Consider the following 21,765-nt stretch of genomic DNA (forward strand, 5'->3'; position numbering starts at 1 on the left):
CGGTTATCGTCGGAGCCCTCCGCCGCCCCCGCCGACCGCCGTGCCCCGACAGGACGCCTCCCCGCCGCTCCCCATGCCGCCGACCCGGCGGCTGCCCGCCGTGCTGGCCCTGGCGCTCGCGCTGTGCGCCGGCGGCGCGCGCGCGGCCTGCCCGCCGCCGCCGGCGGCGCCCACGCCGGAGCAGGCGGCGGCCTGGGCGGCCCAGGCGCCCGACCGCGGCCTGCTGTGGCGCCTGCGCCGCGGCGGCCACAGCAGCTACCTGTTCGGCAGCCTGCACGTCGGCCAGGCGGCCTGGGCCTACCCCGGCCCGGCGCTGCGCCGGGCCTGGCGCGAGACCGAGGTGCTGGCCGTGGAGCTGGACCCGGCCGACGTGGGCGCCGCGCTGGCGGCCGCCGGCCCGGCCGCGCCGCTGGCGCCGGCGCTGGCACGGCGCGTCGAGGCCCAGGCCCGCGCGGCCTGCCTGCCGCCCGCGGCGCTGGCGCCGCTGCCGGCGATGCTGCAGCTCAGCACGCTGATGCTGGCGGAGGCCCGGCGCGACGGCTTCGACGCCGCCTTCGGCCAGGACCTGATGCTGCTGGCGCTGGCCCGGTCGCAGGGCCGGCCCGTGCGGTCGCTGGAGCGCGTCGCGGAGCAGCTGGACGCGCTGGCGCCCGAGCCGCAGGCGCTCGACGCGCTGGTCGGCGGCGCGCTGCGGCAGCTGCAGCGCGGCCAGTGGCGCGCGCCGCTGCGCCGGCTGGCCGAGGCCTGGTCGCGCGGCGACCTGCAGGCGCTGGCCGACTACCCGCGCTGGTGCGCCTGCGCCGACACGCCGGCCGAGCGCGCCTGGCTGCGGCGCGTCAACGACGACCGCAACGCCCCGCTGGCCGACCGCATCGCCGCGCTGCACGGCGCCGGCCAGCGGCTGCTGGTGGCCGTGGGCGCGCTGCACATGGCCGGCCCCCAGGCGCTGCCGCGCCTGCTGGCGCAGCGCGGTTTCGACGTCGAGCCCGTGCGGCCCGCGCTAGCATCCATCCCCGTCGAGGAGACACCATGACCGACAACAGCTTTGCCAAGTTCGTGCCCGGTTTCGAGTTCCTGCAGGGCCTCGTGAAGAACGCGGGCTCCGCGCTGCCGGGCATCGGCCAGTGGGTGGCCCCCACGCTGAACCCCGAGGAGCTGGAGAAGCGCATCGAGGAGCTGCGCACCGTGCAGTTCTGGCTGGAGCAGAACGCGCGCATGCTGGCCGCCACCATCCAGGCGCTGGAGGTGCAGCGCATGACGCTGTCCACGCTGAAGACCATGAACGTGCCGCTGGCCCAGCTGCGCGACAGCCTGAAGCTGCCCACGGGCGCCGACGTGCCGGCCTGGCCGGCCATGCCGGCCGAGATCGCCGCGCCGCTGGCCCAGGCCGCGGCCAAGACGGCCGTGAAGACGGCGGCCAAGGTCGCCCGCAAGACAACCCGGGGCGCCCGGGCCGCGGCCCAGCCGGCCGCCGCGGCGGTGGACCCGGCGCAGTGGTGGACGGCGCTGAGCCAGCAGTTCACGCAGCTCGCCGCGTCGGCGATGAAGGACACCGCGACGGACGCCGCCAAGAACCTCGCCGGCACGCTGGTCAAGCAGAGCTTCGACGCCGCCAGCGACACCCTGAAGCGCGCGGCCGGCGTGCCCGGCGCGGTCGCCAAGGGCCTGGCGGCCAAGCCCGGGCCCGCCGCCAAGACCAGCCGGCCGCGCGCGCCGCGCAAGGCTTGAGCGCGCCCCCGGACCTGGCGGCCCGCCGCGCCGCCGTCGTCGCCGCGCTGGCGCCGCTGCTGCCGGCCCATGCGCTGCTGCACCAGGCCGAGCAGACCACGCCCTACGAGTGCGACGGCCTGACCGCTTACCGCCAGCGGCCGCTGGCGGTGGCGCTGCCCGAGACCGAGGCGCAGGTGGCCGCAGTGCTGCAGGCCTGCCACGCGCTGGGCGTGCCGGTCGTCGCGCGCGGCGCGGGCACCGGCCTGTCCGGTGGCGCGATGCCGCACGCGGCCGGCGTCACGCTGGCGCTGGCCAGGTTCAACCGCATCGTCCGGATCGACCCGCTGGCCCGCACCGCGCGCGTGCAGTGCGGCGTGCGCAACCTCGCCATCAGCGAGGCCGCGGCCGCCCACGGCCTGTACTACGCGCCCGACCCCAGCAGCCAGATCGCCTGCACCATCGGCGGCAACGTCGCCGAGAACTCGGGCGGCGTGCACTGCCTGAAGTACGGCCTGACGCTGCACAACGTGCTGCGGGTGCGCGGCTTCACGGCCGAGGGCGAGGCCGTCGAGTTCGGCGGCGAGGCGCTGGACGCGCCGGGGCTGGACCTGCTGGCGCTGGTGATCGGCAGCGAGGGCATGCTGGCCGTGGTCACCGAGGTCACCGTCCGGCTGGTGCCGCGGCCGGGCCTGGCGCGCTGCCTGATGGCCAGCTTCGACGACGTGCGCCGCGCGGGCGACGCGGTGGCCGCCATCATCGCCGCCGGCATCATCCCGGCCGGCCTGGAGATGATGGACAAGCCGATGACGGCGGCGGTGGAGGACTTCGTGCACGCCGGCTACGACCTGGACGCCGAGGCCATCCTGCTGTGCGAGAGCGACGGCACGCCCGAGGAGGTGGCCGAGGAGATCGCCCGCATGGAGGCGGTGCTGCGCGCCAGCGGCGCGACGGCGGTGCAGGCCAGCGAGGACGAGGCGCAGCGGCTGCGCTTCTGGAGCGGCCGCAAGAACGCCTTCCCGGCGTCCGGCCGCATCAGCCCCGACTACATGTGCATGGACTCGACGATCCCGCGCAAGCACCTGGCCACGCTGCTGCTGGACATCCAGCAGATGGAGAAGAAGTACGGCCTGCGCTGCGCCAACGTCTTCCATGCGGGCGACGGCAACCTGCACCCGCTCATCCTGTTCGACGCCAACGACCCCGACCAGCTGCACCGCTGCGAGCAGTTCGGCGCCGAGATCCTGGAGCGCAGCGTCGCGCTGGGCGGCACGGTCACCGGCGAGCACGGCGTGGGCGTCGAGAAGCTGAACTCGATGTGCGTGCAGTTCAGCCCCGAGGAGCGCGCGCAGATGCTGGCGCTGAAGGCCGCGTTCGACCCCGCCGGCACGCTGAACCCCGGCAAGCAGATCCCGACGCTGGCGCGCTGCGCCGAGTACGGCCGCATGCACGTGAAGCGCGGGCTGCTGGCCTTCCCCGAGCTGGAGCGGTTTTGACCTTCGACGACCTGCAAGCGCGCATCCGCGAGGCCTCGCGGGCCGGCCGGCCGCTGCGCATCACCGGCCACGGCAGCAAGGATTTCTACGGCGAGCCGCCGGCCGGCGAGCCGCTGTCCACGCTGGCGCTGAACGGCGTCACCGCCTACGAGCCCAGCGAGCTGTACGTCAGCGCCTTGGCGGGCACGCCGCTGGCCGACGTCGAGGCGCTGCTCGCCCGGCACCAGCAGCGCTTCGCGTTCGAGCCGCCGCGCTTCGGCGGCCGGGGCACCGTGGGCGGCATGGTGGCGGCCGGCCTGTCCGGCCCCAGCCGCGCGGCGCTGGGCTCGGTGCGCGACCACCTGCTCGGCGCGGTGCTCATCAACGGCGCGGGCGAACTGCTGAGCTTCGGCGGCACGGTGATGAAGAACGTCGCCGGCTTCGACGTCAGCCGCGTGCTGGCCGGCTCGCTGGGCCAGCTCGGCCTGATCACCGAGGTGACGCTGAAGGTGCTGCCGCTGCCGGCCGCCACGGCGACGCTGCGCTTCGAGTTCGACGCCGCCACCGCGCTGATGGCCGTGAACCGCTGGGGCGGCGAGCCGCTGCCCATCGAGGCCAGCGCCTGGTGGGACGGCGCGCTGCTGCTGCGCCTGGCCGGCGCGGCCGCGGCTGTGGAGGCCGCCGCGCGCAAGCTGGGCGGCGACCCCATCCCCGCCGAGCTGGCCGCGCCGTTCTGGACCGGCCTGCGCGACCAGACGGACGAGTTCTTCGCCGGCGCCGCGCGCGCGGTGGACGGCGGCGCGCGGCTGTGGCGCCTGGGCCTGCCCAGCGTCGCGCCGGCCCTGAAGCTGCACGGCGAGCAGCTCATCGAATGGGGCGGCGCGCAGCGCTGGGTGGTCACGCCGCTGGAGCCGGCCGCGCTGCGCGAGGCCGCCGCGGCGGCGGGCGGGCATGCGACGCTGTACCGCGCGCTGGACAAGCGCTGCGGCGTCTTCACGCCGCTGAGCGCCCCGCTGGCCGCCATCCACAAGCGCCTGAAGGCGGCCTTCGATCCGCACGGCGTGTTCAACCCCGGCCGGCTCTACCCCCGTCTCTGATGCAAACGACGCTCGCCCCCGAATTCGCCGGCACCCCCGAGGGCGCCGAGGCCGAGGCCATCCTGCGCCGCTGCGTGCACTGCGGCTTCTGCACCGCCACCTGCCCGACCTACCAGCTGCTGGGCGACGAGCTGGACGGCCCGCGCGGCCGCATCTACCTGATCAAGCAGGTGCTGGAAGGCGTGGCGCCCACGCGCGAGACGCAGGCCTACCTGGACCGCTGCCTGACCTGCCGCAACTGCGAGACGACCTGCCCGTCCGGCGTCGCCTACGGCCGGCTCGTGGACATCGGCCGCCGCGTGGTGGACGCGCAGGTGCCGCGCCCCGGCGGCGAGCGGCGCGTGCGCTGGCTGCTGAAGGAGGGGCTGACCTCGCCGCTGTTCAAGCCGGCGCTGGCGCTGGGCCAGGCGCTGCGCCCGCTGGTGCCGGCGGCGCTGAAGGACAAGGTGCCGCCCAGGCCGCCGGCCACGGCGCACGACTGGCCGACGCGCCAGCTCGGCCGCAAGGTGGGCCTGCTGCTGGGCTGCGTGCAGCCGGCGATGGCGCCCAACATCAACAGCGCCACCGCCCGCGTGCTGGACGCCGCCGGCATCCAGGCCGTGGTGGCCGACGGCGCCGGCTGCTGCGGCGCCATCCGCGAGCACCTGGGCGACCACGACGGCGCGCTGGCCGACATGCGCCGCAACATCGACGCCTGGTGGCCGCTGGTGGCCGGCCCCGGCGAGCGCGTGGAGGCGCTGGTGATGAACGCGTCCGGCTGCGGCGTGGCGGTGAAGGACTACGCCCACGCGCTGGCGCACGACCCGGCCTACGCCGACAAGGCCGCCCGCATCAGCGCGGCGACCCGGGACCTGAGCGAGCTGCTGCCCGAACTGGTGCCGGCGCTGAAGGCCCGCCTGAAGGCCCGGCCCGGCGCGCTGGGCTACCACCCGCCCTGCACGCTGCAGCATGGCCAGAAGCTGCGCGGCGGCGTCGAGGCGGCGCTGCGGGAGCTGGGCTTCCGCATCGACTGTGCGCCGGCCGACAGCCACCTGTGCTGCGGTTCGGCCGGCACCTACTCGGTGCTGCAGCCGGAGCTGTCCCGGCAACTGCGCGACCGCAAGCTCGCCGCGCTGGCGCCGCTGCAGGCCGAGCAGATCGTCTCGGCCAACGTCGGCTGCATCCAGCACCTGCAGAGCGGCACGGCGACGCCGGTGCGGCATTGGGTGGAGGTGCTGGATGACGCGCTGCGCGGGGTTGCGCAGGAACAAGCTCAGCTTCTATGACGTTGTCTGTACTCGTGCGTATGACTCGCCCGCGTAACGTTGCGAAAATTTCGCGGAATGAAATAGGAAGGAGAAAAATGAATCGACAGGTTCTATCAGTGCTTCTGAGCGCTGCCTTGCTCGTAGGGTGCGCGACGCCCACGCCGCCAATTGCGGTGTCCAACCTAGCAGCCTCTGAAGCCTTCCGGCTGACCGATCTACGGCCAGGCAAGGAAAGCGTTCAGGAAGGCTTCAGCTACCTAGTAACTAACAAAGCCTATGGCAAGTTCCGGATCGCGCCGACGGACGTTCAACCTGCGCCAATGCGACTGCTGCAACATCGGATTTTTGAAGCTTTGCCCGCAGATCGTCGGTCCGCGGAAGTAAAAGTCCATCACTTCGTTGTCTACATGAACATGGAGGTCATGGGCAAAGGCGTTGCTGCAGGTGCGGTCGGTGGACTCGTGGGCGCGTTGCTCGCGGATGCGATGCAAGCGAAAGGCCAGGCCGACTCCATCTCTGCGAGCGATCGCAGCGCCTTCGATGCGGCGACTGGCGAGCAGGAGTGGATGCGTGCCATATACACCAGCGAGGAAAATCCAAACGACCGGGTCTGCCACATCGTCTACATCGAGACGGAATTGGACGGAAAACGGGTTTTCAGCAGACATTTTGCGGAGGTTGAGGCAAAGCAGAATGTTGCACTCGTCACCGTGATCGACGAAAGCATCCGAAAACATGTCGAACAGATGATGCGGAATTGAGGGGCGCCCGCATATCGCGTTGATGTCGAGTGGGTAGGTTGATGGGGTTCTCTCTGCGAATCCCAACGTCGGGCAGGGCCATGCGTCGAGTCTTGCCTTGTCGGGCTGCGGTTGGGGCTGCTTTTGCGGGGAGCCTGTCGACCCGGTGCACCGCGCCGGGAATCCGCCCCGGCGGGCGGGTAACTTTCTTCTGTCGGCGCCAGAAGAAAGTCACCAAAGAAGAGGCGCTGAACCGCACGCGAGTGGAAGCCCGCCGTGAGCCTCTTCGAAAACACGCGCTCTGATCCAGGCAAGAAGCGACCCGCTGCGCTCTCGCCGCTGTCCCTATGACGAGCCCGAGCCTGCCACCATCGGCCCGGCCAACGTCGGCTGCACGCCGAACTCACGAGTCGAAATGCAAGCGTCGCTGGGGCGACGCGTCGGCGCGGCTGGTGCCTTGCCCGGTGAGCCCGGCGTGCAGCCGGCGTTGACCGGCGTGAAGGTCCGAGTTGTGGTGCTCTTCACAGGGACAGCGGCGAGAGCGCAGCGGGTCGCCTCGGGGCGCTCGTCGGGCGCTGGTTTTCGTGCGTGGCGCTTGCGCCAGGGTGCTGGCGTGCGGTTGGCGCCTCTTCTTTGGTGACTTTCTTCTGGCGCCGACAGAAGAAAGTTACCCGCCCGCCGGGGCGGGGTCCCGGCGCGGTGCACCGGGTCGAAAGGCTCCCCGCAAAAGCAGCCCCAACCGCAACCGCAACCGCAACTTGCAGCCGCAAAACCCCTACACCACGCAAGCCCCCGCCGGCCCCGGCACCCCCGTCTGCCGCCCGTCGAACCGCGGCGCCTCCGGCCGGCTCAGGTCGAAGTGGCTGAGCTGGTCGCTGCGCTGGTTGCACACGTACATCCAGCCGTCCGCGATGCAGGCGCTGCGCGGGTAGTTGCCATGCACCCAGTGGTGGTCCAGCAGGCGCGGGGCCCGGGGCCTGTCCAGCGACAGCACGCCGATGCTGTCGTGCAGCCGGCCCAGCGCGTACAGGTGCCGGCCGCCCGGCGCCAGCAGCAGGTCGGAGGCGTAGCTGGTGCCGGCGAAGCCCGCGGGCAGCACGCTGATCTCGTCCAGCAGCTCCGGGCCGCTGGCCGTCAGCGCGACGGTGGACAGCGTGGACGACTCCTCCTGCAGCACGTAGACCAGCCCCGCGTCCTGCGGGTGGAAGACGAAGTGGCGCGGGCCGGAGCCCGGGCTGAGGGCCAGCTCATGCGCGGGCCCCCGCGGCGCGTCGGCCGCCAGCGGCCACGCCAGCAGCTTGTCGCGGCCCAGGTCGGTGCCGACGATCCAGCGGCCGTCGGCGCTGACCTGGATGGCGTGCGCATGCGGCGCCTCGTGGCCGCTGTTGGCCTGGCTGCCGGGCGGCGCCTTCAGCGCCTGGCTGGGGCCGGGAAGGCAGTCGCCGTCGCAGCTGCGCCAGCTCGCGGCGGCGCCGAGCCGGCCGTCCGGCTGCAGCGGCAGCGCGGCGAAGCGGGCGTCGCCGTAGTGCGCCACCCACAGGCGCCCGGCGCCCACGGCCATGTGCGCCGGGCCCTGGCCGCCGCTGGGCTGGCGCTGCAGCAGCTGCAGCCGGCCGGCGGCGTCGGGCGCGTAGACGGCGACGTGGTCCGCGGCCTCCTCGGCCGCGTAGACGCGGCCGCCGTGCGCCAGCAGCCAGCTCGGGCTGTTCGCGTTGGGCGTGACGGCGAGCGGCGCCAGCGCGCCCCCGGGGCCGATGGCGAAGCTGTAGATGCCCCGGCCCGGCGGGGCGTAGCTGCCGACGTGCAGGACGCGGGGGCGGGGCGGCGGCGGGGCGGCAAAGGCGGTCATGGTCAGGGCGGCGGGCAGGGTCAGCAGGCAGCGGCGGCGTATCGTCATCGGCGGCATTGCACAACAAAAAAGGGCGGCCCGGATGCCGGGCCGCCCAACGTGAGGCAGCAGGGACTGCCACAACGAGGATCGCAGATCGCCGCCGGGCCTGCCGGGGCGGCGCCTCAGTACGTGAAGCGCAGCGAGGCCATGTAGCGCCGGCCGGTGCGGTAGAGGCCGCGCACCAGCTTCTCGGTGTCGGCCACGCCCGGCACCTCGGCGTAGGAGCGGTACTCGCTGTCGGTCAGGTTCATGCCGTCCAGTGACAGGCTCAGCTGCTGGCTGATCTTGAAGCCGATGCTGGCGTCCAGCGACTTGTGGCCGTCGGTCACCAGGAAGTTGCCGCGGTCGGCCTGGGTGTAGTACTTGGAGCGTTGCGAGTAGGTGACGCGGGCGCTCACGAGGTCGTTCTCGAAGAAGGGGCTCACGCTCAGCTGGTGCTTGGAGTTGAACGGCAGGCGCGACCCGTTCTGGCCCTTGGCGTCGGCGAAGGTGTAGTTCGTCAGCACGCCGAAGCCGTAGCCCAGGTTGCCCTGGTAGGCCAGCGAGAAGCCCTTGATGGTGCCGCTGCCGGCATTGTTCGGGCGCGCGATGTCGTACTCGGTGACCTCGCCCCGGTTCTGGTTGAAGTGCTGTTCCTTCTGCGTGCTGACCAGGATGTAGTCGTCCACCTTCTTGTGGAACACCGTGCCGGCGAGGATGGCGTTCTTGGCGAAGTACCACTCGGCCGAGATGTCCAGGTTGGTGGACTTGTACGGCTCCAGGTCCGGGTTGCCGCCGCCGCCGGTGCGGGTCACGTCGCTCAGCCACAGGTAGGTGGACATGTCGCCGTAGTTCGGGCGCGAGATCACCTTCGCCGCCGAGGCGCGCAGCACCCATTCGTCGTTGGGCTCGTAGACGAGGTTCACGTTCGGCAGCACCTCGGTGTACTTCTTCTTCGTGGTGGCCTGGACGTATTTGTGGACGCCGTTGTTGGGCAGGTAGGTCGAGGTGCAGTTGACGTGGCCGATGCACTGCCAGCTGGTGCTTTCCGATTCGGTGCGTACCGCGCGCAGGCCGAAGTTGCCGCGCAGGCGGTCGGCGGCGTAGTCGGCCTGCACGTAGGCGGCGTCGATCTTCTCCTTCACCGTCCAGGTGTTGGCGGCGTAGGAGGCATCGGTGAAGGTGCTCGGGGCCGGCATGGTCTGCCACGGGGCCATCCACTTGCCGTCGAGGATGTAGTCGGCCAGCTTCCAGCCGTCGATCATGAAGCGGTTGCTGAGGTCGCCCACGTCGCCGAAGCCGGAGAGGTAGTTGCCCGGCAGCGACTTGGGCGCGAACTGGCTGGCGCTGACGTCGCCATAGCCCTTGATCGCATTCAGCGACACGCCGGCCATGGACTGCTCGGTTTCATGCGCGCGGTGCTTGATGCCGAAGCGGACCTGGTAGATCGGCGAGCCGTCGAACTTGAGGCCGCCGTCGGCCTGGAAGTACTTCTCCTCGTCCCGGGTCGGCTTGGTGACGATGTTGCCGCCCCAGCCCGGGCGCCAGTTGGTGGCGGTGGGCGCGTTGGTGTGCCACGGATCCGGGCCGCCGCCGGTGATGTTGAAGGCCGCCGGGTCCTGGAACGGGCTGCCGTCGCGGGCCGGCGGGAAGTGCCGGGCGATGTCTTCGACCTCGCCGGTCTGGTAGCCGTGGAAGTTCAGCTTCGGCGTCTTGCCGGTCAGGTCGTAGCTGTAGTGGGCCTTGTTGAGGAACTCGCCGAACACCTGGCGGCCGGTGCCGCCGGTGGCCTTGGAATGGCCGAGGTGGGCCGACGCGAACCAGCGGGTGTCCTTCCAGCTCAGCTTGAGGTCGTCGGACTTGGTGTCCACGGTCGCCAGGCGGTTGATGAGGTCGTAGACCGTCAGCGCATTGCGGAACGAGGCCTTGGTGATGACGCCGCCGTCCACGGTCAGGTCGGTCATGTGGCCCAGGCCGTTGTACTCGTTGCCGTTGAAGGCAAACATCGAGTGGCTGATGTTGTCGAACTTGGCCTTGACGTTGAGATGGTTGTACTCGATGTCCAGGTTCTTGTGCGGCTTGAACTGCAGGCCCAGCGACAGCGTGTCGCGCGTGCGCTGCTGTTCGAAGTAGTGGGCGCTGATGGAGTTCGGCGTCACGGCGTTCGGGTTGGCCAGCAGGGTGGTGGCGCAGGCGCCCACGCAGCTCGGCGGCATTTCGGTCGGCGGGTCGGTGGCCCAGTTGGTCGTGGTGCTGGTGATCGAGTTCGAGCCGCCGCCGCCATTGATGTAGTTGCTGCCGCGCACCGTGCCGTAGCTCTCGACGCCATCGCGGCGGATCTGCTCCTCGGAGCGCTGCGCGGACAGCAGCACGCCGAAGGTGCCGCTGTCGTTCTTCCAGCCGAGCAGGCCGGACAGCGAGGGCTTGCCGCCGCCGATGCGGTCGTTGTAGAGGTAGGCGCCCGCGAGGTTCACCGTCAGGCCCTTCAGGTCCAGCGGCTTGCGCGTCGAGATGTTCACGGTGCCGCCGATGGAGCCTTCGTCCATCCAGGCTTCCGGCGACTTGTACACCTCGACCTTGCTGACGAGCTGCGGCGCCAGCAGCGAGTAGTTGAAGGTGCGGCCCGGCTGGTCGGTGATGAACCAGTCGGCCGAGGCCACGGTCTGGCCGTTCAGCAGGGTGCGGTTGAGCGCCGGGTCGGTGCCCAGGATGGAGACCTTCTCGCCCTGGCCGAAGGCCTTGTCGATGGTCACGCCGGGGACCACGGTGATCGCCTCCGCCACGTTGGTCGCGGGGAACTTGCCCACGTCCTCGGCGGTGATGACGTCCACGATGGAGTCGGCGTTGCGCTTGGTCTCCAGCGCCTTCTGGATGCTGGCGCGGATGCCGGTGACGACGACCGTTTCCAGCGTGTTGGCGGCCGGGTCGGCCTTCTTGGGCGCCTCCTGCGCCTGGGCCGGCAGGCTCAGGCTCAGCAGCACGGCGGCTGCGATGGCGGACTGGCTGTGCATCGTCTTCTTCTCTCGCATGGTTGATCTCCGGGTGATCAGCACCCCAGCGGGTGCAACAGGGGGACGCCAAACATCTGGCTGGCGTGCTTGTAGAAATCGATACGGCGCTTGTTCTTGCGCAGGGCCTCGGCGTCCCCCGGCTTGTCGCATTCCAGCGGGCCGTTGATGGCGCGGGTGGTGGCCGCGAAGCCCTGGCCGCCGCGCAGCGCCGCGTGTGCGGGCGCCCTGGACTCGCCGGGCTGCGTCATCCAGTACCACAGCGCCGTGCGCCAGGCCACGGTGGAGTCGCGCGCCACGCGGTCGGGGTCGGCCCACAGGTCGATGCCAAGGAAGTCTCCGGCCGCCTTGTACTGGTAGTTCCAGCTCAGTTGAATCGGGCCGCGCCCGTAGTACTGCTGGCCGGGCGCGCAGGACAGGCGGGCATCGTCGCGGCAGTAGTTGCCCCAGTTCTCGCGGCGGTACTCGCGCTGGGCGCGCAGTTGGTCGGACTCGTGCGCGATCTGGCCCAGGAAGGCCGCCATCTCCTGGCGGCGCTCGGTGTCGCTGTCGGCGTCGGCGAAGCCGGGCGTCTGGCGCACCGCCTCGACGAAGCCCTCGTAGGTGTAGAACGCGATGCGCTCCGGGAAGAGCGCGTCGAACTGTGCGCGGCTGGGCAGGAAGGGCGAGCCGGCGGTGGCGGCCAGCGGCAGCAGCAACGGCAGGAGCGCGAGGGCACGGAGCATGGGCGGGGCGGGTGTCAGCGGATGGCTGGACTGTCCGGCCGGGTGCCTATGCGCTGCTTCAACGGTGTGTTAAGGCCGCCTTAACGCGAATCTCACTACAGTGCCGGCATGCGAATCTGCCTGCTCGAAGACGATCTGGAACTGGGCCGCTCACTGCAGGCCCTGCTGCAGAACGCCGACCATGACGTGATGTGGCTGCGCCGCATCGCCGACGTGCGGCTGTGGATCGCCGAGGGCGGGTTCGACGCGGTCGTCATGGACCTGGGCCTGCCCGACGGCGACGGCATGGAGCTGCTGCGCAGCCTGCGCCGCAGCCACCGCAAGCTGCCGATCCTCGTCATCACCGCGCGCGACGCCATCGAGGACCGCCTGGACGGCCTGGACGGCGGCGCGGACGACTACCTCGTCAAGCCCTTCGCCGGCTCCGAGCTGCTGGCGCGGCTGCGCGCCGTCGTGCGGCGTACCCAGGGCGACGACGCAGCCGACCAGCCCGCCGAATGGCAGCTGCGCGACCTGGTGCTGGACGAACCCCGCATGGAGGTGCGGCGCGGGCAGGAGCGCGTGCCGCTGTCGCGCACCGAATTCAGCCTGCTGCTGACGCTCATCAAGCTGCCCGACCGCGTCGTCACGCGCCGCCAGCTGGAGAACCGCGCGCCCTGCCAGATGGACGGGCGCAGCCTGGACGTCCACATCTCCAACCTGCGCCGCAAGATCGGCGAGGGCTACATCCGCACGGTGCGCGGCGTGGGCTACCTGGTCGAGCGCGGCTGAGCGCCGGTGCGTGCCGATGACCGCCGCTGAGGTCCCGCAGCGCTCTCTGTTCCGGCGCAGCCTGGGCGCCGTGTTCTGCGTGCTCTTCCTGATCTGGCTGGTGCTGGTCGCGCGCGAACTCATCGACATCCGCGTGCTGCAGGTGAGGAACGGCCAGGCCGAGAACATCCTGTGGGCCGAGCTGGTGCTGGAGCGCGCGCGGGGCACGCAGGCGGACGCCGCCGCGCTGCGGCCGGCGCTGCTGGCGCTGGAGGGCATGCGCGAGCGCGAATGGCAGCTCAAGGGCCACCGCACGCCGTTCCGGGTGCTGCAGGTGCTCTCGCACGGCGAGGTGGTCGCCGAGTTCCTGCCCGACCTGAGCGGCCGCAGCCGCGTGCTGCCGCAGGAGAGCGAGCCGGGCCAGGACGAGCGCTGGCTCTACACCGAGGTGCGCGACGACGCCCGCGGCCTGGTGGTGCGCCGCTGGCAGGAGCGCCCCGGCGACTGGCACTTCAGCCTCGCCGGCCTGAGCTACTACGCACGTCCGCTGCTGTACGGCCTGCCGCTGCTGGCGCTGCCGCTGTGGCTGCTCTTCCGCCTCGGCTTCGCGCCGCTCAAGCGCATCGGCGACCAGATCTCCGCGCGCTCCGCGCAGGACCTCACGCCGCTGCCCGCCACGCGCTACGTGGAGCTGGCGCCGCTGGTCAACGCCGTCAACTCGCTGATGGCGCGGCTGCAGCAGCGGCTGGACCGCGAGCACGAGTTCCTGGCCGACGCGGCGCACGAGCTGAAGACGCCGCTGGCCGTCATCCAGCTCGGCGCCGAAGGGCTGGACCAGCCCGACGGCCGCGCCCGCGACGAGGCGCGCGAACGCCTGCGCCTGGGCGTGCAGCGCGCCACGCACACCGTCCACCAGCTGCTGGCGCTGGCCCGCTCGGGCGCGGACACGCTGGACCTCAGCAAGGTGCGGCTGGACCTGGCCGAGCTGGTGCGCGAGCGCATCGCGCTGGCGGTGGACCTGGCGCTGCGCCGCCGCGTGGAGCTGGAGCTGGTGGCGCCCGAGCAGCGGCTGATGTGGCTGAACCGCGAGTCCCTGTGCAGCCTGGTGGACAACCTCGTCGACAACGCCATCAAGTACTCGCCTGCGGGCGGCCACGTCACCGTCACGCTCGCCGAGGCGGCCGGGGCCGTGACGCTCACCGTCAGCGATGCCGGCCCCGGCATCCCGCCCGAGCTGCGCGAGCGCGTGTTCGAGCGCTTCGTGCGCCTGCAGGGCGACCAGCACGGCCCCGGCAGCGGCCTGGGGCTGACCATCGTCGAGCGCGCCGCCGCGCAGCACGGCGCCACCGTGAAGCTGCGGGACGGCCCGGGCGGCCGCGGCCTGACGGTGTGCGTCAGCCTGCCGCTGGCGTAGTGCGCGCCAGCACGCGGCCCGCGCGGGCCTGGGGGGTGCGGCCGTCCAGCGCCAGCGCGCCGTTCACCCACACGGCCGCGAGGCCGTCGGCGGGGACGCAGGGGTCGCCGTAGTCGCTGCGGTCGGCCAGGCGGGCGGGGTCGAACAGCACCAGGTCCGCCGCCGCGCCCGCGCGCAGCAGGCCGCGGTCGCGCAGGCCGAAACGCTGCGCCGTCAGCCCGGTCATCTTGTGCACGGCCTGCTCCAGCGTCAGCAGCCCGCGCTCGCGGCCGTAGTGCGCCCACACGCGCGGGAACGCGCCCCACAGCCGCGGGTGCGGGAAGCGGTCGTGCGGCAGCCCGTCGGAGCCGATCATGGCCAGCGGGTGCGTCAGGATGCGGTCCACGTCGGCCTCGCACATCTGGAAGTAGCAGGCGCCGCCCGGCTGCAGCCGCACCACGGCCTCGGGCTCGCGGCAGCCCCAGTCGCGCGCGATGTCGGCCAGCCAGCGGCCGGCCAGCTCGGGGTGGGCCTCGCTCCAGGTCAGGCGGATCGGCGTGAGGCCGTCCGCCAGGTCCTCGCGCAGCACCGTGGAGCCGGCGAGGTAGGGGTAGACGTCCAGCCCCAGCGCCTGGCGTTCGGCCAGCCGCTCGATCAGCGCCAGCGTCTGCAGGCTGCGGCCCCACTGCGCGCGGCCGGCGCATTTGTGGTGGGAGATGACCAGCGGCAGCCCGGCGGCGTGCGCGCAGTCGGCGGCCTCCTGGATGGCGTCCAGCACGCCGGCCATCTCGTCGCGCAGGTGTACCGCGTAGACGCCGCCGTGCCGCGCGGCCACGCGGGCCAGCGCCAGCAGCTCGGCGCCGTCCGCCGCCGCGGCCGGCGCGTAGAAGGTGCCGGAGGACAGGCCGGCCGCGCCGTCGCGCATGGCCTCGTCCAGCAGCGCGGCCATGGCCTCGCGCTCGGCGGCCGTGGCGGGGCGGCCGGGGTCGGCCATGCAGCGCAGCCGCAGCGCCGTGTGGCCCACCAGGCCCACCGCGTTGACGGCCGGCCGCGCGGCGTCCACCGCGTCGCGCCAGGCGGCGAAGGAGGCGTGGCGGAACTGCTCGCGCGCCAGCAGGTTCAGCGGCGGCGGCGGGTCCGGCGTGGCCAGCGGCGCCAGCGAGATGCCGCAGTTGCCGGTGACCACCGTGGTCACGCCCTGGCTGAGCTTGGGGTGCATGGCGGGCGTGGCGATCAGCGCGGCGTCGTCGTGGCTGTGCGCGTCGATGAAGCCCGGCGCCAGCGCCAGGCCGGCGCAGTCGCGGCGCGGCACGTCGGCGGCCACCGGCAGCGCGGCGCCCAGCGCGGCGATGCGGCCGCCGTCCAGCAGCACGTCGCCGCGCCACGCGGGCGCGCCGCTGCCGTCCACGATCAGCGCGTCGTGCAGCAGCATCAGCCGAAGTGCGTCGTCAGCGCGTCCACCACGCGGTCGTCCTCGTCCGCCACGGCCAGCCAGGCCCATTTGTCGAACGTGGTGCAGGGGTGCGACGGCCCCAGCGCCACGCGCTCGCCCACGGCCGGGCCGCCGCCCGCGGCCGGGTCCCAGCGCAGGTAGGCGTGCTGGTCGTTCAGGCCCGTCACCTGCCAGCCCGCCGGCGCCGCCACGCGCGCGCCGCCGCGCAGGTGCCACACGGGCACCGGCATCGTCTGGTCGAACGACACGTCGCGCCGCCCCGCGTTCAGCAGCGCCAGCCCCGGCTCGGGGCAGGACAGCACCTGGGTCCACACCTCCAGCGCCGGCCGCAGGCTGGGCGCGCCCAGCGGCGTGCCCAGGCGCTCGTCCATCGCCCGCAGGTAGCGGCCGTAGTGCGCATGGTCGTGGCACACATAGCAGCCCGAGCGCAGCAGGCCCAGCCGCGACGCCGGCCCGGGCGGGCCGGCCAGCACCGGCGCCACCAGGTCGAACAGCGCCGAGCCGCCGCCGCTCAGCCACAGCGGCCGCGCGTCGTCGTCCAGCAGGTCCTCGGTCTCGATGGCGGCGAGCAGCGCCTCCACGCGCGCCTGCCACTGCTGCATCAGCGCCGTGTCGGGCGCGGTCTCGCCCCGCACCTGCAGGCCCTCGTAGAAGCCCACGCCGCGCAGCCGCAGCGCCGGGTGGCGTTTCAGCGCGCGGGCCAGCGCCAGCGCCGGGCCGTGCTCGCGCAGGCCGCAGCGCGTGGTGCCCAGCTCGATCAGCACGTCCAGCCGCGCCTCGCCCGCGCCGAGCGCGGCCCAGTGCGACGCGATCAGGTCCAGCTGCGCGGGCGAATCGACGAAGAAGGCCAGCTCCAGCCCCGGGTGGCGGCGGCGCAGGTCGAGCAGCTCGGCCAGGTCCGCCGCGCCGACGAGCTGGTTGGCGATCAGCGCGCGCCGCGCGCCGGCGGCCAGGCCCAGGCGCAGCTGGTGCACGTTGGCGAAGGTCAGCCCCCAGGCGCCGGCGTCCAGCTGGCGGCGGAACAGCTGCGGGCTCATCGTCGTCTTGCCGTGCGGCGCGAGCTGCACGCCACGCTGGGCGGCGAAGTCCTGCATCCAGGCGATGTTGTGCGCCAGCGCCGCCTGGCGCACGACGGCCAGCGGCGTGGGCAGCTCGCCCAGCCGCCAGCCGCGCCGCGCCACGTCGGCCAGCGGCAGCGGGGACTCGAGCGCCGGAAAGCCCTTCAGCCACGGGCCCAGCCAGCCGTCGCGGGGGGTGTCGTCGGAGGTCATGGCGCGATCATCGCCGGGGAGTCTGAAGGGCGTCTAAAGGCCGGGCTTGCGCGGGTGGGTGCGGCGCACCAGACTGCCGCGCCATGACCACGCCCCTCCAGTTCCTCGGCGCCGAGCCCACGGCCAGCGACCGCCAGCCCCGCCCCCTGTCGCCCGCCGTGCGCGCGGGCGATTTCGTCTACGTGTCCGGCCAGGTGCCGGTGGACGCGCAGGGCCACATCGTCGGCGGCGGCATCGAGGCGCAGACGCGCCAGGTGTTCGCCAACCTGGAGGCCGCGCTGGCGCTGGCCGGCGCGACGCTGGCGGACGTCTGCAAGGTCGGCGTGTGGCTGGAGGACGCGCGCGACTTCGGTGCGTTCAACCGCGTCTACATGGGCTATTTCCCCGGCGGCAAGCCGGCGCGCTCGACGGTCGAGTCGCGGCTGATGATCCCGGCCAAGGTGGAGATCGACGTCGTGGCCTACCGGCCGCTGGCCTGAGAGCTTGAGAGCTTTTCGGCCACGGCCGAAAGGCTCTCAAGCTCTGGGCGGCGGCGGGGTGGCGGCCCGCACAATCCCGCCATGCCCGTTCCCCGCCATCTGGTGTTCCTCGCGCTCACGCGGCGCCATCCGTCGGCCATCCTGCTGGTGGTGCAGCTCGCCGGCCTGCTGCTCTATCCGCTGCTGGAGTCGACGCGCGCCGGGCCGCTGGCGCTGAGCGCCTTCGGCATCGCGGTGCTGGTGGTGACGACACGCATGGTGCGGCGCACGCCGGGGCTCACCTGGCTGAGCGTGGGCCTGGCGCTGCCGGCCATCGTCCTGCTGCTGCTGCAGGCCCTGCTGGACCTGCGCGGGCTGCTGCCCTGGTCGGCGGCGCTGGAGGCGCTGTTCTATTTCTACGCGGCCGGCAGCCTGGTGGCCTACATGATGGGCGACATGCGCGCCACCACCGACGAGCTGTTCGCCGCCGGCGCCACCTTCACGCTGCTGGCCTGGGGCTTCGCGCACGGCTTCGTCGTGCTGCAGGCCGTGCAGCCCGGCAGCTTCGCGGCGGCCGTGGACCCCGGGCAGCCGCGCAGCTGGACGGAGCTGATGTTCCTGAGCTTCGCGCTGCTGTCCAGCACCGGCATCGGCGACGTGATCCCGCTGCGGCCGCTGGCGCGCGGGCTGGCCAGCCTGGAGATGTTCGTCGGCGTGATGTACCTGGCCGCCGTGGTGTCGCGCCTGGTCGGGCTGACGCTGCAGCGCCGCTGACCGGCCGCGGCACTGGGCCCACGTCCAGCGACCGTCAGCCTCGCCCCCTGCCGCCCGCCGTGCGCGCGGGCGATTTCGTCTACGTGTCCGGCCAGGTGCCGGTGGACGCGCAGGGCCAGATCGTCGACGGCGGCATCGAGGCGCAGACGCGCCAGGTGTTCACCAACCTGGAGGCCGCGCTGGCGCTGGCGGGCGCGACGCTGGCCGACGTCTGCAAGGTCGACCTGGGTGGCGTAGCGCCCCGGTCAGTCCCGCCGGCACGATGGCCGCGTGCACAGCAGCGTGGACTTGCGGCCGTCGAGCACGGTGATGCGGCCGTCGCCGTCGAGATCGCGCGGGTCGGCCGGCCCCGATGCCGGCTGGTTGCGCGACGCGAAGATGATGGCCACGTCATCGCGGTCCACGTCGCCGTCGTTGTCCACGTCGCCGGGGATGCTGGCGGCGCGCACGATCTGTGTGAACACCGAGCCGTTGGCGCTGGACGCGCCCTTCACGCTGAGCGAGATGTTGTTGGTGGTGCCCACGGCGGCGCTGGCCGGGATGACGACGGGCACGTCGATGACGCGCGACTGGTTGGGCGCCAGCGTGGCGATGGCGGGCGTGGCCGCGCGCACGAAGCCGCGTTCGTCGGCCACGGTGGCCGTGAAGGTGTCGGTGGCACCCAGGTTGGTGACCTGGAAGCGCACCACGGTGTTCCGGCCCGGCGCGAAGTTGCCGAAGCCGCCACCCAGCGCCTCCACCTTCACCGTGCGCCCGAGGAACAGTTGGGGATAGGTGCGCAGATAGGCCTTGCCGCCGCCGTCGAGGCCGGCCACCTGCACGCGGAACTGCTGGGCGGGCAGCAGGAAGCTGGCGGCCCATTCATCGGCGTTCAGCTCGCCGCCCTGCGTGGTGGGCAGCTCGGCGATGAGGCTGCCTGCCTCCGACACCAGGCGGAAGTTCGCGCTGGCCACGGGGCCCAGCAGCGTCGCGCGCGACTGCTGCACGGCGCCGGCCAGCGGCTGCGACTTGATCGGGAACAGGCCGGCGTGGCCCTCGCGGCCGCGGCTCTCGACGAACTGGAAGCGGTTCAGTTCGATGGGGCTGTCTGCAGTGACGGACAGGTCGAAGCTGCCGGTGCCCGCCAGCACCACGCGCCAGGTGCCAGGCGCGGGCGCGGTCACCGCGAACAGCGTGCCACCGGCGACGGGCGTGATGGTGACGCCCGGCTGGCCAGCGGCGACCTCGCGGCCTGCGGGGTTGAGCAGCCGCGCCGTCGAGCCGGCGCCGACGGCGGCCGAGACTTGCAGGCTGGTGGCGGCGGGGTCGATGGGGAACTCGATGCTGCGGCTACCGCCTATCGGTCCGCGGCCGATGAAGACGGGCTTGGGGTTGCCGGCGACGTAGGGGTTCACCAGCCCGAAGATCTTCTCGGTCTCGGCGGTGGTGCGGGCCAGCTCGTAGACCTGGCCGCCGGTCTCGCCGGCGATGGCGTAGTAGGCGGGGTCGATGGGCGAGCAGGAGCCGAAGGTCAGGAAGCTGATGGTGATCTGTTTGGCCCGCGCCTGGGTGATGACGTTGCCAGCCAGCCCCGAATCCTTGGCGCTGGCGTCGGTGAACAGGTAGAGCTGTGAGGCGTCGGGTGAGGCGTTCACGGCGCGCAGCGCGCCGGTCATGGCCAGCTCTGGGCAGTCATCGCCGCCCGAGGCGAACAGCGCGTTGGCCGCGCTCAGCAGCGTGGGCGCGTTGGCGGTGACGGTGGCGCTACTCACGCTCGGGTCGTTGAAGTCCACCAGCACGTAGCGGTCTGGCGGGTTGGCGCCGCCAGCCACGGCGGTGACGATGCGCCCGATGGAGGACTTCACGCCGGCGATCACGCTGCCCATGCTGCCGGTGGTGTCGACGATGAAGCCCACCGCGCCGCGCACGTCCAGGAAGGCGCGTATCGCGCGCTCGTTGCCGGCGACGCCCGGCGCCGCGAGCACCTGCCGGATCAGGCCCTCGGTGGCGTTGACCGCCGCCGCGCGCGCCGCCGCATGGCCGGTCCGGCCGGGTTCGTCCTTATGGATGCCCGGGTCCAGCCCGAGGCCGTGGTTGCATTTGCCATCGGGCGGTGCGAGCACCAGGCTGAAGTAGCCGGTGGTCGTGGTGCTGAGGCCCAGGCCCGCCAGCGTGCCGGAGCCCAGCGATGAGAGGCCGCGCTCGCAGGTGTCCTGGTTGGCGGCCAGGCGCGGTAGCACGTTGATGCCCAGGCCCGGGTCGCCGCCGGAGATGTTGATCCAGTTGCTGTGGGAGAAGAAGTCCTGCAGCGTGTGCAGCGCGCGCCCGATCTCGCGCCGGGCGCCGTCGCCGTCCGGCGTTTCGCGGCTGAGCAGGGCGATCACGCGGGTCTTGATCTCGATGATGCGTCGAGTGCATTCCGGTAGCAATTCGTCGTCGCAGTGCGCCGTCGGGACGGTCAGCTCGCCGCGGTCCGACACGATCTCGTCCACGCCGGCGGTGGCGTCGCGGACTTGCAGGATGGCGCGCTCCGAGAAGCGCCAGGTGCTCACGCCGTCGGTGGATGGCACCGAGATGCGCGCGAGTGCGTCGCGCACGATGCCTACGTGGCCGAACTCGGCGGTGGGCTTGAACGCCGCAGCCGGCTGCAGGGCGGCGGCCGCAGCGAGGGCGAGCAGCGAGCGGACGGTGCCGCGGGCGAGTGGGTGCATGGCTTGCCTTTCGTGGATTGCCTGTCCGGTGCAGCAGGGCGGGAGGGCCGCAGGCTCAGCGCAGTCCCAACCAGTTCAAGGGGTCTATCCACCGCCATCGTGCGAGCACGAGTACCAGCCCTGCATAGGCCAGCGCCAGCGCCGCGCCCTGCGCCAGGGCCTTGGCCGCCGCGCTGCGGCCCAGCCATGCCATGGCGGTGCCCGCCAGCAGCAGCAGGGCCAGCAGCGCCAGGGCCGACAGCACCAGCAGCGGTGCCTTGTCGTTGCCCGACAGGCGCGCCGCGAGCACCGCTGCGGCCAGCAGGGCGATGGGGGCCACCGTCAGCAGGCGTGGTGACATGGCCCGGGCCAATGTGGCGCCTGCGCTGGCCGAAGTTTCAGCGCCGGCGCGGTACGGCGAGCAGGCCCAGCGCGAGCGCGGCCAACGCCAGTGAGCCGGGCTCGGGAATGCCGTGGGTGGCCGCCGTCACGCGGATGGCGGGTTGCGCGCCCACCGCCACCGTGACCGCATCGCCGAAGGCGTCGCCGAACATCGGGCCCGGCCAGGTGGCCGTGTCCAACTGCAGGTTGGCCAGGCCCGCGTCCAGCGTCAGGAAGCTCAGCGTTGCCAGCGCGAAGGCGCCGCCCTGTGCGGCCAGCAGCTCGGTGTCGACCAGCAGGGACACGGCCGCGAGGTCGATACGCCCGGTGCTCAGCACGGCGTCGGTGAACTGGTCGATGCCGTCCACGCCCAGCGCGCTGCCGAAGCTCACGCCGTTCACCGCCAGCACGGCGGCGTTGAAAACCAGGTCGATGTCGAACGCCGCGATGGACTGCCCCGGCGCGAGGTCGTCGAGCATGATGTCCACCGACAGCGACTGCCCGGCGGTCAGCGTGGTGGTCGAGGGCACCAGGCTGACGGTGCCGGCCTGCGCGGCGCATGCCAGCAGCAACGCCGCCGAGGCCAGGATTTGGCGAAAACCCATCATGCGTCCTCCGTTCGGCTGGTGGTTGAGGCGGAGCGCAGCGTAGGTGAAGGGATGGTTGGCGGGCATCCTCATTAGTGGGAACGTGTGCCAAGGTAGGGGCCGGATCTTGAGACAACCTTCAGATGGGCTTGAGGCGGCC

At 72.5% G+C, this 21,765-nt stretch carries 18 protein-coding genes and 1 pseudogene; 11 read left to right on the forward strand and 8 right to left on the reverse strand.

All coding sequences use genetic code 11. From position 1 onward, the window contains the following. The first annotated feature begins 73 nt into the window (after window positions 1–73). From QM788_RS08500 to QM788_RS08525, 6 genes are all read left to right on the forward strand, one after another. Entirely contained in the window at window positions 74–1,033 is a 960-nt protein-coding gene (locus tag QM788_RS08500; protein ID WP_415661051.1) for a TraB/GumN family protein, read from the forward strand. Next, complete coding sequence (locus tag QM788_RS08505; protein ID WP_415661052.1) at window positions 1,030–1,728, forward strand: PhaM family polyhydroxyalkanoate granule multifunctional regulatory protein; 699 nt, start codon at window positions 1,030–1,032, stop codon at window positions 1,726–1,728. Before QM788_RS08500 ends, QM788_RS08505 begins: the two co-directional genes overlap by 4 nt. Further along, window positions 1,725–3,203 carry an FAD-linked oxidase C-terminal domain-containing protein gene (locus QM788_RS08510; protein ID WP_415661053.1) on the forward strand — a complete coding sequence of 493 codons (1,479 nt, stop codon included), beginning with the start codon at window positions 1,725–1,727 and terminating at the stop codon, window positions 3,201–3,203. The genes QM788_RS08505 and QM788_RS08510 overlap by 4 nt, the downstream gene beginning before the upstream one ends. Beyond that, the gene (gene glcE / locus QM788_RS08515; RefSeq protein WP_415661054.1) at window positions 3,200–4,279 is read left to right on the forward strand and encodes a glycolate oxidase subunit GlcE; all 1,080 of its coding nucleotides are present in this window, start codon (window positions 3,200–3,202) and stop codon (window positions 4,277–4,279) included. The genes QM788_RS08510 and glcE overlap by 4 nt, the downstream gene beginning before the upstream one ends. Next, a complete protein-coding gene (glcF, locus tag QM788_RS08520; RefSeq protein ID WP_415661055.1) occupies window positions 4,279–5,544 on the forward strand; it encodes a glycolate oxidase subunit GlcF in 1,266 nt (421 codons plus the stop codon). Before glcE ends, glcF begins: the two co-directional genes overlap by 1 nt. A 77-nt stretch (window positions 5,545–5,621) precedes the next feature. Continuing rightward, window positions 5,622–6,287 carry a hypothetical protein gene (locus QM788_RS08525; protein WP_415661056.1) on the forward strand — a complete coding sequence of 222 codons (666 nt, stop codon included), beginning with the start codon at window positions 5,622–5,624 and terminating at the stop codon, window positions 6,285–6,287. Window positions 6,288–7,041: 754 nt separating this feature from the next. Here QM788_RS08525 and QM788_RS08530 read toward each other — a convergent pair. The 3 genes from QM788_RS08530 to QM788_RS08540 all read right to left on the reverse strand — a co-directional run bounded on the left by QM788_RS08530 (window position 7,042) and on the right by QM788_RS08540 (window position 11,869). Next, window positions 7,042–8,115, reverse strand: a complete 1,074-nt coding sequence (locus tag QM788_RS08530; RefSeq protein WP_415661057.1) for a lactonase family protein — start codon at window positions 8,113–8,115, stop codon at window positions 7,042–7,044. Window positions 8,116–8,279: 164 nt separating this feature from the next. Next, window positions 8,280–11,165, reverse strand: coding sequence for a TonB-dependent receptor (locus QM788_RS08535; RefSeq protein WP_415661058.1), 2,886 nt, complete (start codon window positions 11,163–11,165; stop codon window positions 8,280–8,282). Between the two features lie 17 nt (window positions 11,166–11,182). Further along, window positions 11,183–11,869, reverse strand: a complete 687-nt coding sequence (locus QM788_RS08540; RefSeq protein WP_415661059.1) for a chitinase — start codon at window positions 11,867–11,869, stop codon at window positions 11,183–11,185. Window positions 11,870–11,977: 108 nt separating this feature from the next. On the opposite strand from QM788_RS08540, the gene QM788_RS08545 reads away from it, so the two are divergent. Further along, the gene (locus QM788_RS08545; protein ID WP_415661060.1) at window positions 11,978–12,640 is read left to right on the forward strand and encodes a response regulator transcription factor; all 663 of its coding nucleotides are present in this window, start codon (window positions 11,978–11,980) and stop codon (window positions 12,638–12,640) included. Between the two features lie 16 nt (window positions 12,641–12,656). Next, the gene (locus QM788_RS08550) at window positions 12,657–14,033 is read left to right on the forward strand and encodes a sensor histidine kinase (protein WP_415661061.1); all 1,377 of its coding nucleotides are present in this window, start codon (window positions 12,657–12,659) and stop codon (window positions 14,031–14,033) included. Here the strand turns inward: QM788_RS08550 and QM788_RS08555 are convergent. After that, window positions 14,014–15,444, reverse strand: coding sequence for an N-acyl-D-amino-acid deacylase family protein (locus tag QM788_RS08555; RefSeq protein WP_415661062.1), 1,431 nt, complete (start codon window positions 15,442–15,444; stop codon window positions 14,014–14,016). The genes QM788_RS08550 and QM788_RS08555 overlap by 20 nt on opposite strands. Beyond that, window positions 15,444–16,736, reverse strand: a complete 1,293-nt coding sequence (locus QM788_RS08560; RefSeq protein ID WP_415661063.1) for an alanine racemase — start codon at window positions 16,734–16,736, stop codon at window positions 15,444–15,446. The genes QM788_RS08555 and QM788_RS08560 overlap by 1 nt, the downstream gene beginning before the upstream one ends. An 83-nt stretch (window positions 16,737–16,819) precedes the next feature. Between QM788_RS08560 and QM788_RS08565 the strand changes: the two genes are divergently transcribed. The 3 genes and pseudogenes from QM788_RS08565 to QM788_RS08575 form a co-directional block, all read left to right on the forward strand. Then, window positions 16,820–17,215: a RidA family protein gene (locus tag QM788_RS08565; RefSeq protein ID WP_415661064.1), complete on the forward strand. Its 396-nt coding sequence runs from the start codon at window positions 16,820–16,822 to the stop codon at window positions 17,213–17,215. A gap of 81 nt (window positions 17,216–17,296) precedes the next feature. Then, window positions 17,297–17,968 carry an ion channel gene (locus QM788_RS08570; RefSeq protein ID WP_415661065.1) on the forward strand — a complete coding sequence of 224 codons (672 nt, stop codon included), beginning with the start codon at window positions 17,297–17,299 and terminating at the stop codon, window positions 17,966–17,968. Next, window positions 17,965–18,186 (forward strand): annotated as a pseudogene (locus tag QM788_RS08575) (RidA family protein); the annotation flags it as partial. The gene QM788_RS08570 and the pseudogene QM788_RS08575, both read left to right, overlap by 4 nt. A gap of 27 nt (window positions 18,187–18,213) precedes the next feature. Here QM788_RS08575 and QM788_RS08580 read toward each other — a convergent pair. The 3 genes from QM788_RS08580 to QM788_RS08590 are packed head-to-tail and all read right to left on the reverse strand — an operon-like array spanning window position 18,214 to window position 21,623. Continuing rightward, the gene (locus QM788_RS08580; RefSeq protein WP_415661066.1) at window positions 18,214–20,658 is read right to left on the reverse strand and encodes a hypothetical protein; all 2,445 of its coding nucleotides are present in this window, start codon (window positions 20,656–20,658) and stop codon (window positions 18,214–18,216) included. A gap of 55 nt (window positions 20,659–20,713) precedes the next feature. After that, window positions 20,714–20,977: a hypothetical protein gene (locus QM788_RS08585; RefSeq protein ID WP_415661067.1), complete on the reverse strand. Its 264-nt coding sequence runs from the start codon at window positions 20,975–20,977 to the stop codon at window positions 20,714–20,716. A 58-nt stretch (window positions 20,978–21,035) separates the two neighbouring features. Beyond that, complete coding sequence (locus QM788_RS08590) at window positions 21,036–21,623, reverse strand: cohesin domain-containing protein (RefSeq protein WP_415661068.1); 588 nt, start codon at window positions 21,621–21,623, stop codon at window positions 21,036–21,038. Window positions 21,624–21,765: the final 142 nt, after the last annotated feature.

This window comes from Roseateles sp. (assembly GCF_047654785.1).
Classification (GTDB): domain Bacteria; phylum Pseudomonadota; class Gammaproteobacteria; order Burkholderiales; family Burkholderiaceae_C; genus Pelomonas.

What these genes read in the sequence shown, in the direction of transcription:
- QM788_RS08500 (WP_415661051.1), top strand. Translation starts at nt 74, where the DNA reads ATGCCGCCGACCCGGCGGCTGCCCGCCGTGCTGGCCCTGGCGCTCGCG.
- QM788_RS08505 (WP_415661052.1), top strand. Translation starts at nt 1,030, where the DNA reads ATGACCGACAACAGCTTTGCCAAGTTCGTGCCCGGTTTCGAGTTCCTG.
- glcF (WP_415661055.1), top strand. Translation starts at nt 4,279, where the DNA reads ATGCAAACGACGCTCGCCCCCGAATTCGCCGGCACCCCCGAGGGCGCC.
- QM788_RS08525 (WP_415661056.1), top strand. Translation starts at nt 5,622, where the DNA reads ATGAATCGACAGGTTCTATCAGTGCTTCTGAGCGCTGCCTTGCTCGTA.
- QM788_RS08530 (WP_415661057.1), bottom strand. Translation starts at nt 8,115, where the DNA reads ATGACCGCCTTTGCCGCCCCGCCGCCGCCCCGCCCCCGCGTCCTGCAC.
- QM788_RS08535 (WP_415661058.1), bottom strand. Translation starts at nt 11,165, where the DNA reads ATGCGAGAGAAGAAGACGATGCACAGCCAGTCCGCCATCGCAGCCGCC.
- QM788_RS08540 (WP_415661059.1), bottom strand. Translation starts at nt 11,869, where the DNA reads ATGCTCCGTGCCCTCGCGCTCCTGCCGTTGCTGCTGCCGCTGGCCGCC.
- QM788_RS08545 (WP_415661060.1), top strand. Translation starts at nt 11,978, where the DNA reads ATGCGAATCTGCCTGCTCGAAGACGATCTGGAACTGGGCCGCTCACTG.
- QM788_RS08550 (WP_415661061.1), top strand. Translation starts at nt 12,657, where the DNA reads ATGACCGCCGCTGAGGTCCCGCAGCGCTCTCTGTTCCGGCGCAGCCTG.
- QM788_RS08555 (WP_415661062.1), bottom strand. Translation starts at nt 15,444, where the DNA reads ATGCTGCTGCACGACGCGCTGATCGTGGACGGCAGCGGCGCGCCCGCG.
- QM788_RS08560 (WP_415661063.1), bottom strand. Translation starts at nt 16,736, where the DNA reads ATGACCTCCGACGACACCCCCCGCGACGGCTGGCTGGGCCCGTGGCTG.
- QM788_RS08565 (WP_415661064.1), top strand. Translation starts at nt 16,820, where the DNA reads ATGACCACGCCCCTCCAGTTCCTCGGCGCCGAGCCCACGGCCAGCGAC.
- QM788_RS08570 (WP_415661065.1), top strand. Translation starts at nt 17,297, where the DNA reads ATGCCCGTTCCCCGCCATCTGGTGTTCCTCGCGCTCACGCGGCGCCAT.
- QM788_RS08580 (WP_415661066.1), bottom strand. Translation starts at nt 20,658, where the DNA reads ATGCACCCACTCGCCCGCGGCACCGTCCGCTCGCTGCTCGCCCTCGCT.
- QM788_RS08590 (WP_415661068.1), bottom strand. Translation starts at nt 21,623, where the DNA reads ATGGGTTTTCGCCAAATCCTGGCCTCGGCGGCGTTGCTGCTGGCATGC.